Origin of the sequence: Planococcus sp. MSAK28401 (genome assembly GCF_018283455.1) — a bacterium.
GTDB lineage: Bacteria > Bacillota > Bacilli > Bacillales_A > Planococcaceae > Planococcus > Planococcus alpniumensis.
Genome location: NZ_JAAMTH010000001.1, coordinates 1,591,851 through 1,608,175, shown reverse-complemented (window position 1 = coordinate 1,608,175; position 16,325 = coordinate 1,591,851). Strand labels below are relative to the sequence as shown.

20 protein-coding genes and 1 riboswitch are annotated in these 16,325 nt (G+C 47.8%); of the genes, 2 read left to right on the top strand and 18 right to left on the bottom strand.

Annotated features, from left to right (window positions below; all coding sequences use genetic code 11):
- Nucleotides 1-108: 108 nt before the first annotated feature.
- Nucleotides 109-200: riboswitch (glycine riboswitch) on the bottom strand.
- Nucleotides 201-330: 130 nt separating this feature from the next.
- The 7 genes from G3255_RS08170 to comGA all read right to left on the bottom strand — a co-directional run bounded on the left by G3255_RS08170 (nucleotide 331) and on the right by comGA (nucleotide 4,567).
- Nucleotides 331-855: a shikimate kinase gene (locus tag G3255_RS08170; protein WP_211654021.1), complete on the bottom strand. Its 525-nt coding sequence runs from the start codon at nucleotides 853-855 to the stop codon at nucleotides 331-333.
- Between the two features lie 200 nt (nucleotides 856-1,055).
- Complete coding sequence (gene comGF, locus G3255_RS08165; RefSeq protein WP_211654020.1) at nucleotides 1,056-1,496, bottom strand: competence type IV pilus minor pilin ComGF; 441 nt, start codon at nucleotides 1,494-1,496, stop codon at nucleotides 1,056-1,058.
- Nucleotides 1,484-1,756 (bottom strand): hypothetical protein, encoded by a 273-nt coding sequence (locus tag G3255_RS08160; protein ID WP_249222089.1) that lies wholly within the window; start codon nucleotides 1,754-1,756, stop codon nucleotides 1,484-1,486. Before G3255_RS08160 ends, comGF begins: the two co-directional genes overlap by 13 nt.
- 13 nt (nucleotides 1,757-1,769) lie before the next feature.
- A complete protein-coding gene (gene comGD / locus G3255_RS08155) occupies nucleotides 1,770-2,201 on the bottom strand; it encodes a competence type IV pilus minor pilin ComGD (protein WP_283092938.1) in 432 nt (143 codons plus the stop codon).
- The gene (gene comGC, locus G3255_RS08150; RefSeq protein ID WP_211654018.1) at nucleotides 2,198-2,515 is read right to left on the bottom strand and encodes a competence type IV pilus major pilin ComGC; all 318 of its coding nucleotides are present in this window, start codon (nucleotides 2,513-2,515) and stop codon (nucleotides 2,198-2,200) included. The genes comGD and comGC overlap by 4 nt, the downstream gene beginning before the upstream one ends.
- Before the next feature lie 11 nt (nucleotides 2,516-2,526).
- Entirely contained in the window at nucleotides 2,527-3,570 is a 1,044-nt protein-coding gene (comGB, locus tag G3255_RS08145) for a competence type IV pilus assembly protein ComGB (RefSeq protein ID WP_211654017.1), read from the bottom strand.
- Nucleotides 3,542-4,567: a competence type IV pilus ATPase ComGA gene (gene comGA, locus G3255_RS08140; protein WP_211654016.1), complete on the bottom strand. Its 1,026-nt coding sequence runs from the start codon at nucleotides 4,565-4,567 to the stop codon at nucleotides 3,542-3,544. Before comGA ends, comGB begins: the two co-directional genes overlap by 29 nt.
- A gap of 286 nt (nucleotides 4,568-4,853) precedes the next feature.
- Between comGA and G3255_RS08135 the strand changes: the two genes are divergently transcribed.
- Nucleotides 4,854-5,096, top strand: a complete 243-nt coding sequence (locus G3255_RS08135) for a DUF2626 domain-containing protein (protein ID WP_058380895.1) — start codon at nucleotides 4,854-4,856, stop codon at nucleotides 5,094-5,096.
- Between the two features lie 58 nt (nucleotides 5,097-5,154).
- On the opposite strand, the gene G3255_RS08130 is transcribed toward G3255_RS08135, so the two are convergent.
- Nucleotides 5,155-5,790, bottom strand: coding sequence for an MBL fold metallo-hydrolase (locus G3255_RS08130; RefSeq protein ID WP_211654015.1), 636 nt, complete (start codon nucleotides 5,788-5,790; stop codon nucleotides 5,155-5,157).
- 153 nt (nucleotides 5,791-5,943) lie between these two features.
- On the opposite strand from G3255_RS08130, the gene G3255_RS08125 reads away from it, so the two are divergent.
- Complete coding sequence (locus G3255_RS08125; protein WP_058380897.1) at nucleotides 5,944-6,126, top strand: DUF2759 domain-containing protein; 183 nt, start codon at nucleotides 5,944-5,946, stop codon at nucleotides 6,124-6,126.
- A gap of 96 nt (nucleotides 6,127-6,222) precedes the next feature.
- Here the strand turns inward: G3255_RS08125 and G3255_RS08120 are convergent, their stop codons facing one another.
- From G3255_RS08120 to G3255_RS08075, 10 genes are all read right to left on the bottom strand, one after another.
- Nucleotides 6,223-8,127, bottom strand: a complete 1,905-nt coding sequence (locus tag G3255_RS08120; protein WP_211654014.1) for an LTA synthase family protein — start codon at nucleotides 8,125-8,127, stop codon at nucleotides 6,223-6,225.
- Nucleotides 8,128-8,282: 155 nt separating this feature from the next.
- Nucleotides 8,283-8,489, bottom strand: coding sequence for a YqgQ family protein (locus tag G3255_RS08115; RefSeq protein WP_211654013.1), 207 nt, complete (start codon nucleotides 8,487-8,489; stop codon nucleotides 8,283-8,285).
- Nucleotides 8,486-9,061, bottom strand: coding sequence for a 5-formyltetrahydrofolate cyclo-ligase (locus G3255_RS08110; RefSeq protein WP_211654012.1), 576 nt, complete (start codon nucleotides 9,059-9,061; stop codon nucleotides 8,486-8,488). The genes G3255_RS08115 and G3255_RS08110 overlap by 4 nt, the downstream gene beginning before the upstream one ends.
- Nucleotides 9,062-9,176: 115 nt before the next feature.
- Complete coding sequence (gene rpmG / locus G3255_RS08105; RefSeq protein WP_082799233.1) at nucleotides 9,177-9,326, bottom strand: 50S ribosomal protein L33; 150 nt, start codon at nucleotides 9,324-9,326, stop codon at nucleotides 9,177-9,179.
- Nucleotides 9,327-9,498: 172 nt separating this feature from the next.
- Nucleotides 9,499-10,158 (bottom strand): phosphate signaling complex protein PhoU, encoded by a 660-nt coding sequence (gene phoU / locus G3255_RS08100; protein WP_211654011.1) that lies wholly within the window; start codon nucleotides 10,156-10,158, stop codon nucleotides 9,499-9,501.
- Nucleotides 10,159-10,228: 70 nt separating this feature from the next.
- The gene (gene pstB / locus G3255_RS08095) at nucleotides 10,229-11,050 is read right to left on the bottom strand and encodes a phosphate ABC transporter ATP-binding protein PstB (protein WP_249222088.1); all 822 of its coding nucleotides are present in this window, start codon (nucleotides 11,048-11,050) and stop codon (nucleotides 10,229-10,231) included.
- A gap of 26 nt (nucleotides 11,051-11,076) precedes the next feature.
- Nucleotides 11,077-11,955, bottom strand: a complete 879-nt coding sequence (pstA, locus tag G3255_RS08090; protein WP_058380903.1) for a phosphate ABC transporter permease PstA — start codon at nucleotides 11,953-11,955, stop codon at nucleotides 11,077-11,079.
- Nucleotide 11,956: 1 nt separating this feature from the next.
- Nucleotides 11,957-12,883 carry a phosphate ABC transporter permease subunit PstC gene (gene pstC, locus G3255_RS08085; protein WP_211654010.1) on the bottom strand — a complete coding sequence of 309 codons (927 nt, stop codon included), beginning with the start codon at nucleotides 12,881-12,883 and terminating at the stop codon, nucleotides 11,957-11,959.
- A 71-nt stretch (nucleotides 12,884-12,954) separates the two neighbouring features.
- Entirely contained in the window at nucleotides 12,955-13,911 is a 957-nt protein-coding gene (locus G3255_RS08080) for a PstS family phosphate ABC transporter substrate-binding protein (protein ID WP_211654009.1), read from the bottom strand.
- 193 nt (nucleotides 13,912-14,104) lie between these two features.
- On the bottom strand, nucleotides 14,105-16,273 hold the full coding sequence (locus G3255_RS08075) for a peptidoglycan D,D-transpeptidase FtsI family protein (protein WP_211654008.1): 2,169 nt from the start codon (nucleotides 16,271-16,273) through the stop codon (nucleotides 14,105-14,107).
- Between the last annotated feature and the right edge of the window lie 52 nt (nucleotides 16,274-16,325).

Genomic DNA, 16,325 nt, shown 5'->3' with positions numbered 1-16,325 from the left:
GAAAATCCCCTTTACAATAAAAGGGAATTCTCTGTCCTGGCACCTGAAAGTTTACCGTAACGGCTTTCCTCATCGGTAGCTGCACATCGTCAGCGTTCTCCAGAGATGCGTCCTGTACGAGTCTTTTTGCCTGAGAGATTCATGATTTAATCATTTGCTCCTTCGGCGACGCCCAATGCGTTCTCTCCCCGTACAATCATCCGCCCAAATCAATGTTGAATTGGTCCATCCCGCTATACAGAATAGTATAACTTCGACTACATCCTAACATTGAATCAACGAAAGCGCAATCTTTTTTACCTTAACGCCTCAAACACGAATGTTCCGCTATTATGCGTGCTGATCATTCGTTTTCAGGCGTTTAACTTGAAATGCAGCATATTGGGTAATCTGCCGCAGCGTGCGGTGCTCGGTCCGGATGGTGATATGCGCCGTCCGTTTATAATCACGGTAACGCGATTTATGGAGCGCTTCGATTTCCTCGCGCGTCGAACGCCTGACAATTGGGCGGTTCGGGTCTTTATGGATGCGCCGCCAAATTTCCTTGAAAGGCGCATCCAGGAATAACACGAGCCCCGTCTGGCGCATGAGGCGCTGGTTCACTTTACGCATCGTGACGCCACCGCCCGTAGAAATGATGCAATGATCCTGTTGCAAATTTTGCAAAAATTCCGTTTCGAGATTCCTGAAATATTCTTCACCGAAACGCTCGAAGATTTCAGGTATCGCCATGCCCATCTGTCGGACGATTTCTTTGTCCATATCATAATACGGCATTTTCAATAAAAAACTTAGCCTCCTGCCGACCGCACTTTTACCGCAGCCCATAAAACCGATCAAATATATTCTGTTCATTGTTCCCACCCGTACTACCCTGCTCAGGGATTTTATTTTGCCCAATTTCCATCAGTAGTTGTATAGTAGCATTTCTATGAACATTTTCCAAACTATCATAAGTCTGATATTCAATCGCATAAAGCAGCACCATATGGGATAACAGGGTCAGTGCGGACAGAAAAAACACAAGTGACAGTGGATAGACTGCGCCGGATTGGCTAGTCAGGAAGCGAGAGCGCATAATCGGCCTCCTCTTTTGCGCCGCTTTGGAACTCCAGCTGGATGGTCAAACGCTTGCCTTCCAGTTGAAAAATGCTGTTTTTTACATCGGTCAGCATGATTTCATGGCCCAGCTGATCTTTTCGCTTGCGCACGACGCTACCATACAATTCGATATCGTAAACAACGCCTTCACGAACAATGCGAACGCCTTTTCCATCGCGCATAATGTAAATTTGTTCACTGCCATCCAGATACTGCTGCAGCTCCAGCGCAAACAGACGGAACTCTGTCGCGCCGGAATCCAAATCCATCAAAAATTGCGAGCTGAATAGATAGAACATCGCGACAAGCGGCAGCATAATCGATAATGCCAACAACTCCAACAGGCTGTCCAGAAACGTAAACCCTTTTGATGACCGGATGTTCACTCGATGCATAAGCGCACCTGCTCCCCTTGAAAATCCACGTACTCGACGCAATGGCCTTCCGCTTGCCAGGAATACAAGATGCCGTTCACTGAGCGTTGGCCTTCAGCGCTGCCTGTAGAGGCAATGGTTTTTGCCGCTTCATGCAAAGTCTCATAAGCCGCGAGACGCTCTTTCTTCAGTTCGAGCCTGACCTGCATATCATGGACGAGTGGCAGGAGCGAACCGAACACTAGAAATACCATAAACAGGCTGAGCATCGTTTCCGCCATGGAGATGCCCTTGTCATTTTGAAACCACCACGCGCCCTTTTCCAAGATGGACCGTCACCGTCCTTTCACCGCTGCTGGTCGAAAAGCGCATGGTGCCTGGCTGGTGGATCGAACCACTCGGCGTGAAATATACTTGACGAATATTGCTGGCCGCGTTCAAGCTGATCGACTTCGGCATGGTCCTGGCATATCCCGGATAACTTAATCCATACATCACTTCATAACCTGGCTTGTGATTCCAGAAAACCAAAGTTACGGACGTACCGAGTGAATAACTTTGGCTTTGGGCATAATGGATGTCTTGTTCCAGCAACACAAAAAAACGGTCTTCTTCGCGCTTTCTTTCGAGCGATGCAACAGAAGCCACAACAAGTGAGGCACTGATTCCGACCGCCATCAACACGAGCAACATTTCAATTAAGGTAAATCCTGAGTTGCTTTTCAGGAGGCTTTTGATGAGGTCACCACGCCGTCAACTGAAATATTGATCACTTCTCCATTCGGGCAGCTCGTTTCACCTGTTTTCAAATAGCCCTCGGAAACCAAGTCCGCCATCACCGGTACCGCTTTTTTATCCATTCGGTAGGATTCCACTTGGCCCTGGACCATCTGGACGAATGCCTTGCAGCCTTTTTCATCGACAGCCGAAGTCTGTTTCGAGACATTCGGGATGGCGATGGCGATCAATACCGTAATGATCAACATGACGATCAGCATTTCGATGAGCGTAAAGCCCCGTTGGTTTTTTAATCGTTTCATCGTATTCCTCCTTATATCGTATGGACGAGATTATACATCGGCAAGAGAATCGCCAAATAGGCGGCGACAATACAAACCGCAATCAACACAAAGAAACTGGGCTGGATGATTTTCAATGAACGCTGGGCTTGCAGTTCAATTCTGTCGAGCAACACTTCGCTATAGAGCATCAACTCTTTTCCGAGCATGCCGGTCGCTTCCCCGTGGCGGATGAATGCCGCCATATCGTTCGCTGCAAATGCATGGCGATCTACAGCAAATGACAGCGCGATGCCGGTCTTGACTTCGTCATGCAGCGATTCAGCGATTTGGCTGATGATGGGATGATGGCGCTGCTTGCGCAGAAGCATCAGCGCTTCCTGCAAGGAAATTCCGCTATGCAAAAGCGTTCCAAGCTCCCTGGAGGCGAGCTGCGACCAATAAAGTCGCATAACAGGTCCGATAACCGGCAGCTTAATCAATAAGGCCATTTGGCGCTCGGCAGGCTGCCGCTTTAGATATTCACGAAAGCCAAGAACCAATAACGCAGCAGCCGTGAAGACAGCAATCGCTATGTCCGGAATGCGCAGCAAATAAACCGGAACCCCTTCGCCTTCTTCGCCGTGCTGCAGCGAAGACATCAGGGCAGTCAGATTGGGCACATAATTGGTCCTGAAAAACAAGAACAAGGCGGCGGTAAGAATCAATAGTGAGACAGGATAGACGAGGATATTGCGAAGTTTCTTCTGTACTTCTTCCGTCCGCTTGAATCCGGCAGCAATGCCATGAATCGCTTCGCTGAGCTTGCCATGGAACTCGGCAATCTCGACCGGAAATAGCACGCGTTCGCGGAACCCGAGAAATTTCAGCACTTCGGCAGCATTGCCGCCGCCTTTCAAGATGCGGTCCATGCCCGTAAGCGCTTCTTCCACACGCTCTGTATGCATAGGCAAAAGCAGCGTCATGGCGACGGGAAACAAATAGCCTTCCGACATCAAAACCGAAAGCCTCGTCAGAAATTGGGCGCGCTCACGAAACGGCAAGCGCCTAGAACTCGAAACCGGAATGAAGCGCACCGATCCTCACCCCTTCCCGTATCTGACCGCCGAACGATAAATGCTCCGGCAGTTGATAATCCTGCTGCTGTCTCGCTGAACGGATGGCGTCCGCCAAACTTGAATCGCACAGAATTTCATATAACGCACGATGCTTCATCTCGAGCTGGTCCAAATCCTCGTACATCGGCACAATTTTCTGGGCAGCGATGCCGATGAGCGTCTGCAGCATGTCTTCATAAGGGATTCCCAGGTCATGGAGCCTGTGGAGGCAGCCGACCGAATGCCTGGCATGGATCGTCGAAAACACCAAATGCCCTGTCAACGCAGCCCTGACGGCTATTTCAGCAGTTTCGGCATCACGGATTTCGCCGATCATGATAATGTCGGGATCATGCCTTAAAATCGCTTTCAAGCCGGTCGCATAATTCATTCCCGACTTTTCGTTTACTTGAATTTGAAGAAAGGCGGGATTTTGGCGCTCCACAGGATCTTCCAACGTGATGACATTGCGGTGGAGCCGTTCGGAGCAATGACGCAAAAGAGAATACAAAGTGGTCGATTTGCCGCAGCCGGTCGGGCCTGTCAAAAGCATCAAGCCCTGCCGTTCGCCGGCAAGCTTCTCGAGCAGCCTGGCCGAATCGCGGAATGCCGCCAATTCGTCGAGGAACAACGCTGTGCTGTCGGGAATGACACGGATGACGATGCTTTCTTTCGTCATCACTGAAGGCAATGTTGAAATTCGGAAATGGTGGGTATGCCCATTCATCTGGAGATGGAATGAGCCGGTTTGGGGTTTTCGTTTTTCGCTCATGTCCAAAAGGGAGAGGTATTTGAAGTAAGCAATCATGCGATCGCCTAAATCGAAGGGGATTTTTGTTACCGGCTTGAACTGGTTGTACGTCCGGTAGGTGATACTGTAATCGCGGGGTTCTGGCCTGATGTGGATATCGGTGGTTTTTTCTTCTACGGCGGAATGCAATAGATCGAAGCATCGCCGTTCAATGATATCTTGCATATTCACCTCCTGTCCGGGTCTCCGAGCGGAGGCTGCCTCTCCGCTCCCCATTAGTATAAGCACATGGATGGCCCTTGAATATCGAAAATACCAAAATAATTATTTGAACGCCTTTACGGCCGGAAATCCAGGTTTTCAGGGCATGTATCCATAGCAAGAGAACGCTTTATGGATACGCCTACACCGCTTTGTCACAAACTAGCCCGAAGTCCTTGTTTACACATAGACTCGTCTTCCTATATAATGAATAGGAGATTATTGTATTGTGGCAAAGGAGGGATTACCCATGGATAATATGTTTAAATTAATGGGATGGTGGACTGGAATCTTTGCAATTTTATTTTATGTCGGCGATATGGTAGAAGTATCATTGTTGATGGTTGCCAATACCGGCTTCTTCGTTCTTCTTGGATACTTAAACATTTCTGAACGCATGTACATGTATATTTTTGGAGCCTATCTGACAGTCTTTTTCGTTGGCTTTACTTACTACTCTACGTTCATCCACGTCCCAGGAGCAGGTCATTAATAGTAATTGAATGTGAACGCAAAAAAACGGCCATCTCGGCCGTTTTTTTTTATGTCCTTTACATACGCAGGAAAGGATTATGCTGTTGTTCCTGTTTTGGGGTCGTTTCCGGGCCGTGCCCGGGGAACAGGAAGGTTTCTTCCGGCAGCGTCAATAGCGATTCACGGATTGATTTTAGCAGCACTTGTTCTGAGCCTTCCGCCAAATCGGTGCGTCCAATGCTTCCGGAAAACAAGGTGTCCCCGACAATCGCGAAACGGTCCTCTGGAAAATAAAAGCTCACGCTGCCTGGCGAATGCCCAGGTGTATGGAACAACTCCATTTTGAACGGCCCGATTTCAAGCGATTGTTCATCGGTGATCAATTCGTCCGCATCCGCTACACGGTAATCCGGCAATGCCGCATATTTACCCGAGCCATTCAAATTCGGCCGTCCAAGGAAATCGCGTTCTTTGTAATGAAGGTAGACAGGGATTTTATATAGCTCCCTCAATTCGTCTACCGCCCCGATATGGTCGAAATGAGCGTGTGTCAGAAGAATCGCAAGCGGCGTCAATTGCTTGCGTTTCAGCAGGTCCTGGATTTTCCCACCTTCCTCACCGGGATCGAAAATGACGCATTGCTTGCCTTCCCCTGATATGATGTAGCAATTCGTTTGCACTGGGCCTAGTTCCAGCCGATCAATTTTTAACATGACTTTCACCTCATTAGCAGTATATCATGAACACATTCTTTTGCTTGTTCAATAGAATGACATTTTTACGCCTCGACAAACTTGCAGAATTTCTTTACAATATAAAGAGTAGAAGACGGCACTGGCTGTTAAAGTTGAAGGGAGTGTCATAAGATGAGTTGGATTTTGATGGTTATTTTCGGCCTCACAGCAGTTCTTGCTGCAATCGGTACAGTTCAAACCCTAAGAAACAAAGAAGTTTTAGGATTCTTATTTAATTTTGGGACCTTTGTTATTTTCGGCGGTTTCACCGTTGCAACTCTCATTACACACGGTTACCCACCTGGCCTTCATTAAGAAAAAAGAAACCGGCGCATTCATTGCGCCGGTTTTTTTATTGGCCATAAAGAAAAGGGCTGCCATAACCATATCGGTTTGGCAGCCCTTTTTGTCTTACGGTTGTTCTTGTTCATCCAATGTTTTCAATTGGCCGTTTTCCTCTTCATAGAACCTCAGCAAATCGCCATTGATGATCGATTCGGAATACTGGAGCTCCTCAAGAGCCTGTTCAGCGTATGGATCGCACACGCTTTGGTCTTCCATCGGTTCGCCCGTTTCGATATCGTAGCAGACATTCGCCGCATAGACATATTCATCGGTCACAAAGCGCCCGTCACGGAAAATGACGAATTCCTCGTGTTCTTCAGAGAATAAATCTCCCCCGAATTGAATGTCTTTTTCGGTTTCCATGCCCATCAAATGAAGGATCGTCGAACGCATATCCACTTGGCCGCCGATTTCCTCATCTACATAGCCCTTTTCATAACCTGGGATATGGACGAAAAATGGCACTTTTTGCAATTGCGCCGATTCATACGGCGTAATTTCCTTGCCTAGATACTGCGCCATCGCTTCGTTGTGGTTGTCGGAGATGCCATAATGGTCGCCGTACATCACGATGATGGAGTTTTCATACAATCCTTGTTCCTTCAAATCTTCGAACAATGATTTGACCGCTTCATCCAAATAACGCACCGTTTGGAAATAACGGTTCAACGTGCCTGAATTGGAATCGAACTCATCGATCAGTTTGTCTTCCTCATCCAATGTGAATGGATGATGGTTCGTAAGCGACAACAAGCGCGTATAGAACGGCTGCTGCATTTCAGACATATGGCCGACTGATTGCTCGAAGAACGGAATGTCCTTCATGCCCCAGTTGACGGCTTGCCCTTCGCCTACTGTATAGCTCTGGATATCATAGAACTTGTCAATATCAAGTGATTCGTACATCATGTCGCGATTCCAGAAGCTTTTCGTATTGGCGTGTTGGACATTGGTCGAATAACCTTCATTGCCCATCTTTTCCGCCATGGAATTAAATGTATTACCGCTGTGCGTAAAGAACACGGCGCCTCCGCTCAGCGGATACATGCCAGTCTCAAGCAGGAACTCGGAGTCGGAAGTTTTCCCGAGCCCGGTCTGGTGGTAAAAGTTCGGGAAGTAAATCGTATCTTCGTCTTGTGTCAATTCGTTCATGAAAGGCGTGATGGTCTCGCCGTTCATTTCATTGTTCAAAACAAAGGTCTGCAATGACTCGAGTGTCACGACGATCAAATTACGCCCTTCCGCAGCGCCGAACATTTCTTCAGATGGTTCCGCTTGGTTCGAACGGACGTAGTTGGTCACTTCCGTCAATTCGGAGCCGTCCGCAAGCGCTCGCTGTGCTTGTGATTTCGATTGGATATAAACATCATACAGATGGTAGTTATACATCCCCAGGTTCTTGACGAGCATTTCGCGGTCAAAGCTTCTCGTCAATAGTTGTGGGCGTTCTGCTTCGGCAAGGCCGAGGTTAAAGAACAGCACAGCTGCTGACAAGACAAAATATGCTTTGCGGTGTGTCGCTGCCGATTTGACTGCTGTCTCCTTCTCCTTCACGAAGCGCATCGCCAACAGGATGATGATGATGTCAGCGAAATAGAGAATATCGCTCCAGAAGATGCTCGCAGCAGCACTATTGCCGATGTCACCAAAATTATCCGTTTGGAACAATACGGGCAGCGTGATAAAATCCGTAAAGAAACGGTAGAACGCCACATTGCCGTATAAAATGACCGAAGTCAAAACGGCGATGGCTAGGATATAGCGATTTCTTGCTTTCTTGCTCTTGAAGAAGAGCGCGCCTCCATAGGCGAATAATAGTAAGCTTAAGGGGTTCAAGAACAGGATGAATTCCTGCAATGCATTGTCGATTGTAATGGAAAAGGCCGTTTTGTAGACGACATATGTCGTCAGCCATGTCGCGATGACTGCGATGGCCAGGACCGAATGCTTAGGCCATTCTTTGTTTTTCATTGCCGCACATCCTCCTCGTCTTACCGGAGCGTTTGTCCGGTTCGTGCGAATTTCAGTTTCAAGTAAAATGGAAATTCAATACCTTATAGTATAGAACAAATCACCCTCGAGCGAAAGCAATTACCCTTAATAGACGCGCCAAAACGCTTTCGGTTTCATGATTTTCCTTTTTTCTCATATTCTGTGCGTTTCTGCCGCAAAATCATCAAGGCAGACGCGTATTCACGCGGCGTGATGAAATCGTGGTCGTATAGGTCGCGAATGTCGGATTCCATCAAATCGATATCCGAAATGAAATCCGCAGTATAAATGATCGTGCCGTACCTTTTCAGTAATTGCATTACATCGTAAAGGTCTTTCATGCTCTCACCGCCTTCGAGTCGATTGTTCTTTTTTCCGTAATGATGCCATCGACAGATATGTCATGGCTTTCGATAGGCAATTCGCCAGCCAGTTGGAAATCAAATGCAAGCGACCGGGTATGGCCGCTAAATCCGCTCAGATAGCGGTCATAATAGCCTCCACCGAAACCAATGCGGTAGCCGCTTTGCGTAAAGACAACGCCGGGCACGATCAATAAATCAATGCTTTCCGGGCTGACAGATTCCGTATCGGCTTCAATCGGTTCCTGTAAGTCCATGTAGACGATTTCCAATTGGCCAAGTCTGTTGAACAGCCGGAAATCCATCGTCCGGTCTTTTGCAAAACATTTCGGCGCGGCGACTCTTTTTCCCAGCTGCCAACACGCTTCGATCAGCGGGATCGTATTGACTTCCGGCCAGCGCGAGATAGTCACTCCAATGGTTTGGGCTTTTTGAAAATCGGGATCTTCCAGAAGTTTCTCCAAAATCGCCGATGACATATCGGCATGTTGTGTTTTTGTAAGTTCACTCATTTGGCCGATGACCGATTTCCTCAACACTGCTTTTTCCATAACGCAAACGCCCCTTCTGCTGAACTGTGGATTGCCTCTATGTATCACTTCTATAATAAACTGCGCATAACAAAAGAAAAAGCCAAAACCCCGAGAGGTTTTGGCAGTCAATTACTTACTTCGTTTCACGGTGTGTTGTCATTTTCTTTTCACGTGAGCAATATTTTTTCAATTCAAGACGCTCAGGGTTGTTGCGCTTATTTTTAACAGTGCTGTAGTTTCTTTCGCCACAGTCTGTGCAAGCTAGTGTAATGTTTACACGCATCGATATCCCTCCCAATTCTTTCAAAAAATCCATTTCATTAATAAGCGTGATCTATACGACTTAATTATTATAGCATACCTTCAGTGTTTGTCTACTGAAAAATGCCGCTTCCCATTGATTTCCTTAAATAAAAAACCACAGCCCAGGCTGTGGTTTTTGTTCATTCATTCATTTATTTATTTAGATCGTAATGGCGGCCGCGGACGAGGTAGAATAATTGCTCCGCGATATTGGTCGCATAATCTGCAGATCGTTCCATATAGCGGCAGACAAATGCCAATTGTGTCACTTGGCTAAGCTTTTCGGGCTCTTTGGCGCTGTGCTGGAACAATAGCCGGATCGCTTCACCGTACAAATCATCTACTTCATCATCGAGGTCGGCGATTTCTTTGGCTTTTTCCACATCTTCCTCGATCAAGGCATCTATGCCTTGGCGCAGCATGGAAGTCGCGAGTTCGTGCATGCGCTGGATTTTGCTGATCGGTTCAAGCAGGTCCTGCTGCCCGATGCGGATCGTTTCTTTTGCGATATTGACGGCGTAATCCCCGACGCGCTCCATATCCGACGCTACTTTGATCGTGACGATCAAGCGCCGGAGATCGGTCGCAACCGGTGATTGCTTAGCAATCAACAAGATCACCTGGTCATTCAGTTCTTCTTCGAGGCGGTTGATGTTGGCGTCATCGTCGATCACTTGAAGCGCTTTGTCGATATCGTGGGCGATAAGCGCCTTCATCGATTTGTCGAGCGCATCGATGGCCATCGTGCTCAGTGTAATCAATTGTTCTTGTGCTGAATGCAGTTCATATTCAAACTTTTCGCGTACTGCCATTTACTGTTCCTCCCATTCTTCTTTTGATTACGGCCAGCAGGAAACTGTTCCTGCTGAATGCAGTTTTCGGTCAGCCGAATCGACCTGAAATATAATCCTCTGTCCGTTTGTCGGCAGGGTTAGAGAAAATTGTATCCGTACGGTCATATTCGATGACTTCCCCGTTCAAGAAGAAGGCAGTTTTATCGGAAATCCGCGCAGCTTGCTGCATATTATGGGTTACGATGATGATGCTGTATTGCTCTTTCAATTCCTGCACTAGTTCTTCGATTTTCAAAGTAGAAATCGGGTCAAGTGCAGATGTTGGCTCATCCATCAAGATGACGTCCGGTTCAATCGCCAATGTGCGCGCGATGCAGATCCGCTGCTGTTGGCCGCCCGAGATGCCGTATGCATTTTCGTTCAGGCGGTCTTTCACTTCGTCCCAGATGGCTGCGCCGCGCAAGCTTTTTTCGACGATTTCGTCCAAGATTTTCTTGTTTTTGATGCCGTGGATGCGCGGGCCGTAAGCGATGTTATCATAAATCGATTTCGGGAACGGATTCGGCTTTTGGAACACCATGCCGACGCGTGTGCGCAATTCTTCAACTCCGTAACTGGATTCAAAGATATTGCGGCCGCGGTATTGGATTTCCCCTGAAGTCTTCACAGAAGGCACCAGTTCCACCATGCGGTTCAATGTTTTCAAATAAGTTGATTTCCCGCACCCTGATGGCCCGATAATCGCCGTGACTTCGTTTTCCCCGATTTCCAAATCAATGTTTTTCAAGGCATGGTTATTGCCATACCATAAATTCAATTGGCGCGTGCTATAAACACTTTCCTTCTCAACTTGTTCTACTGAGGTAGGCTGTGCTGTATTGATTTTCGTTTTGATCGTTGCTGTGTTCATAATGAACTCCCCTTCCGCATGACACTTTAATAGGATTTATCGAATTTGTTCCGAATGAAGACTGCTATTGAATTCATGAATAGCAACACGACCATCAAGACGATGATCCCAGCAGCTGCGACCGTCTGGAACTCAGCTTGCGGACGGCTCGACCAGTCATAGATTTGCATCGGCAAGGCGGTGAATGTGTCCATGACACCTTCCGGCAAAAACTGGATGATAACCGGGATGCCGACAACGATCAGCGGTGCTGTTTCGCCAATGGCTCGCGACAAAGCAAGAATGCTCCCTGTCAGGATGCCGGGAATCGCTGCCGGCAAGATGATGCGCACGATGGTCTGCCATTTGGTTGCACCCATACCGTAGGATGCATCACGCAATTCGCCCGGAACCGAACGGATCGCTTCCTGTGCCGCCACGATAATGACCGGCAGGATAAGCAAGCTCATCGTAAAGCCTGCCGCAAGGATGCTGTTGCCGAGCGCCAGCGCCCGGACAAAGATCGTCAGTCCAAGAAGACCAAAGACGACTGACGGAACCCCCGCCAAGTTGGAAATATTCATTTGGATAAATGTCGTGATGCGCCCTTTTTTGGCGTATTCTTCTAAATAGATCGCTGATCCCACGCCAAGCAAAATGGATGTAGGAGCGACCACTGCCATCAGCCAGATCGACCCGACGAGCGCCGCTTTAATTCCCGCTTGATCCGGGAACCGTGAAGCAAAGTTGGTAAGGAAGTCGAGCGACAGATGTCCTGCCCCTTGACTGACAATCCGGTACAGCAAGATCACCAGTGCAAGCAGCGCGAGCGCTGTTGCAAACATAAAGAGCCCTTGAAAGACCCGGTTGACGACCATTCGGCCGTTCATACGCCGGACGACTTTTTCCTGTTCAATGTATCTCATCTCAATATTCCTCCCGGAAACGTTTTGACATATACCCAGCAAGGATATTCATCGCCATCGTGAAGAGGAATAATGTGAAGCCGACTGCATAGATGGAATAGTAAATCGTCGTTCCATAGCCGGCATCACCTTTGGATACTTGCACGATATAGGCGGTCATCGTCTGGATCGATCCAGTGAAATCACCATCGAATTTCGGTGTTGACCCTGCTGCAAGCGAAACGATCATCGTCTCGCCGATCGCGCGGGACAAGCCGAGCACTACCGAGGCAATGATGCCGGACAATGCTGCCGGGACGGTGATTTTCCAGGCGACTTCAAATTTTGTCGAACCCATGGCAAGCGCGCCATCGCGAATGCTTTTCGGAACAGACGACATGGCGTCTTCCGACAGCGAAGCGATCATCGGAATGATCATGATGCCAACGACGATCCCTGGTGAAATCGCGTTAAAGATCTTGATTTCCGGAAAAAAGCTTTGCAATACAGGCGTCACGAACGTCAAGGCGAAAAAGCCGTAAACGATGGTCGGGACTCCCGCCAAAACTTCAAGAACTGGCTTGACGATGCGCCTGACGTTGTCAGAAGCGTATTCACTCAAGTAAATGGCAGCTGAAATGCCGATCGGCACAGCCACGACGATCGCGATACCGGTGATTTTCAGTGTTCCGACGATCAACGGCCAAATGCCGAACTGGGCTCCGCTATTGGCGAACGGCAGCCAAGTCGTGCCAAGGATGAAGTCAGACAGTGGTACTCTTGTAAAGAAGGTAATGGTTTCAATGATTAATGTCAGGACAATCCCGATGGTTGTCAAAACCGAAACAGAAGCGATCAAAAACAATAGGATCGGGATGAGTTTCTCAATAATTTTTTTGCTTTTCTTATCTTTCGACTTTGCGATCAGTTCCTGAACCGATGTCCGCATAATAGAATCCCCTTTCAACCGCAAAAGGCGAGCAGCAGCTGCTCACCCTAAGACTGAACTTGCAACTTGATTTATTTCAACGCCTCAAGATCTGCCAAGCCTTGCTCGTAATCCTCTTCTGCCAATGGCACGTATCCGACAGCTTCAGCCATTTGCCCTGCATTCTCTAAAGTGAACTGCATGAAATCGTATGCCGCTTCATCTTCAGCAATTTTCGCATTGTTGGCGTAAGTGAAGAGCGGGCGTGATAGTGGCGAATAGTCACCGGATTCAATTGTTTCCGGGTTTGGCTCGACGCCATCAATAGTTACGACTTTCAATGTATCTTGGTTCGCAATGTAGTAAGCATAGCCGAAGAATCCGATTGCATTTGGATCTCCTTGAATTCCTTGAACAAGCGTGTTGTCGTCTTCAGACAATGTCGCTGATTCGACGATGTCTTCTTCTTCGAGGATGACTTCATTGAAATAATCGTATGTTCCAGAAGCTGTTCCTGGCGCATAAAATACGACTTCTTCATCCGGCCATTCCGGATTGATGTCTGACCACATTTTTGTGCTGCCATCTTCTACCCAAAGTTTTTTCAAGTCTTCCACCGTCAAATCTTCCACCCAGTCGTTTTCCTGGTTGACGACTACCGATAGCCCGTCATAAGCAAGAAGGAATTCTGTGTATTCGATGCCTGCTTCTTCTAGAGCAGCCGCCTCTTCTTCTTTAATTGGTCGAGAAGCATTCGAGAAAGCTGTTTCACCTTGGATGAATTTTTCGAATCCACCGCCCGTACCGGAAACACCGACCGTTACTTGGACTTCAGGTTGAACTGCTGCGTATTCTTCAACAATGCCTTCAAGGATTGGCGCGACTGTAGATGATCCATCACCAGTGACCGAACCTTCCAGTACTGCTTCGTCTGATGAGGAATCAGCCGTTTCGCTGCCTGTTGCAGTTTCTTCCGTGCTGCCACATGCGCCAAGTAGAAATGCCGTTCCAAGAATTGTTGATGCCATAGCGAACTTCCAGTTTCTCATTTTAATGTTTCCCCCTAATATGGTTTGTTGTTTACAAGACCAACTATACGATTCTATTGTTGAGGACATATGAAGCCATTGTTAAGAAATTGTAAATGACGAAAGTCTTATTGAAAAAAATAAAAACCGCCCAACCAGCGTCCGTTTCAGGACTTTGGTTGGGCGGTTTATTTCATCTAGATAGAAGGCTTGTTTATTCAATTCGTGTTCCGCTAAAAGGCGGCTTGATTTCATTCGCTTCGTCTTCGCTGCGCTGCGCTTTCAACTCAAAATACTTGTCTGCTGCAGCACGGGCAATTTCATTATTTGTTTTTGGCACCTTGGTTGGATCAGTCGTCACATAAGGAATGACAACGGCATATGCAATTTCCGGATTTTCATAAGGGGCGAACCCGACATGTGCGATATTGACGTTCACGGTGTTATGAAATGGATTACCGCGTTCAAAATAATAAGCTTCTGCTGTACCGGTCTTGCCGGCTGCAGTATAAGGCGTATCGCTGAACTGCGCGCGTGCCGATCCGGAGCTGCCGATATACACATTGCGCATACCTTCTTTGACACGGTCAATTTCTTCTTGCGTATTATTGACGCGGTTCATGATTTTCGGTTCGATGATGGTCTCGATCGGCCCAAGTGTCTCGCCGTCAGGAGAAGGTTTGCGGATTTCCTTGACGATATGCGGCTGCACTCGGTAACCATCATTGGCGATAGTGGAGATATATTGCGCCAATTGCATTGTTGTATACGTATCATACTGGCCGATTGCAAGGTCCAAAAGCTTTGTCCCCGGACTGACACCACCCAGATAGCCGGTGCCTTCATTCGGCAAATCGATGCCGGTCTCGACACCAAGGCCGAACTGAGCATAGGAGTTGCGCATCAAGGCAAAACTTTCTGGGTCGACACTCAATCCTCGGTTGTATTGATATTGCTTACCGGCGATATCCATAGCAATTTTGAACATATAAACGTTAGACGACCGTTCAATCGCCATCAAATCATTCATCGGAATGCGATTGAATGGTGTCGTATTGAAAATCGAGTTTTTCTGGGTTGTGCCTGCAAACTTCAATGGTTCATCGATTTGCACTTCGCCAATCTCGACAGCGTCTTGTGCATATCCCGTCAGCAAAGTCGCGCCCTTGATGGTTGATCCCATTTCATGGGCAGCCGTAAACGTACCAAACGCATAGTCGTTGACGACGCGTCTGCCGTTTTCATCTTCGCCGACGCGTTTACCGACCATCGACAGCACATCCCCAGTTTGTGGATTCATCATGACCAAGTACGCGTCTTTGACAAGCTGTGAATTTGGCCCTGCTTTTAATGCAAGCAATTTTTCTTCCACAATTTTTTCCAGCTCATATTGAAGTTCGCTGTCAATCGTCAAGACCAAATCTTTTCCAGGTTCGCCCTCATCTACCGGCACTGTCTCGATGACGCGGCCGCGGCCGTCGGTGACGTTTTTGACGCTCGATTTCTGGCCTTGCAGCACATCTTCATATTGTTGTTCCAAGAAGCTTGTGCCGACACGGTCATTGCGGGAGTAATCACGGCTTAAATAATAATCGAGGCGGTTGGCCGGGATCCCTTGGTCAGGCGTCGTCGTACTGCCGAGGATCGTCAAATCGGTCATTTTTACGCGCTTCCAGTCAGTGACCGTATTGACGCCTTCCAGTTTCGGATCCGTCAAGTGCTCTGATACGATGGCGAATTCTTCATCGGTGACGCCTTCACCTTTGATGATCTGCGGCGACAACGCATAGCCAGAAGTCATTTCACGGTAAATTGCGAGAACTTCCAATTGTTCATCCGTCAGGCTGTTGAGTTCTTGGTCGGTGATTTTCTCACGGACCAAGGCATCGAGCTTTTGCTGCTTTTCCTTTTGGGGCACGTCTTCCGCTTCAATTGCAGCGCGTTCTTCAGCTGTCACTTTTTCAGTTGCGCTTTCCGTATTCAATTGTATATAAAAGTCCTGCTTGTCGCGCAAGGTCACTTTTTCAGTATCTTTTTCAATCAATTTGGCGAGCTCTTCAGCCACTTCAAGCATTTCGCTGCTTTTAGTCGTCTGCATCTTCGTATACGTGATGCTGTTGACAGGCTCGTTATCGACTTGCAAGCGTCCGGCAGAATCAAAAATCCGTCCACGCGGCACGCTGGTGTTGACCGCCACTTCCTCGGTTCTGGCAATCGCACGGGCATAATCTTCCCCTTTGACGATTTGCAAATACCCTAGGCGCAGGATGAGCATGGAAAACAGCAGAAAAATAGCAAAAAAGAGAATGTTCATCCGAAAGGTCGTATTGGACTGGAGTTTGGACTTCGCCAGCGAAACACGACGTTTTTGAGGGGTTTTCATGAGCACGTAGCTCCTTTCAAAAAAATATCCAGTTGTTAGTATAGCACGGACA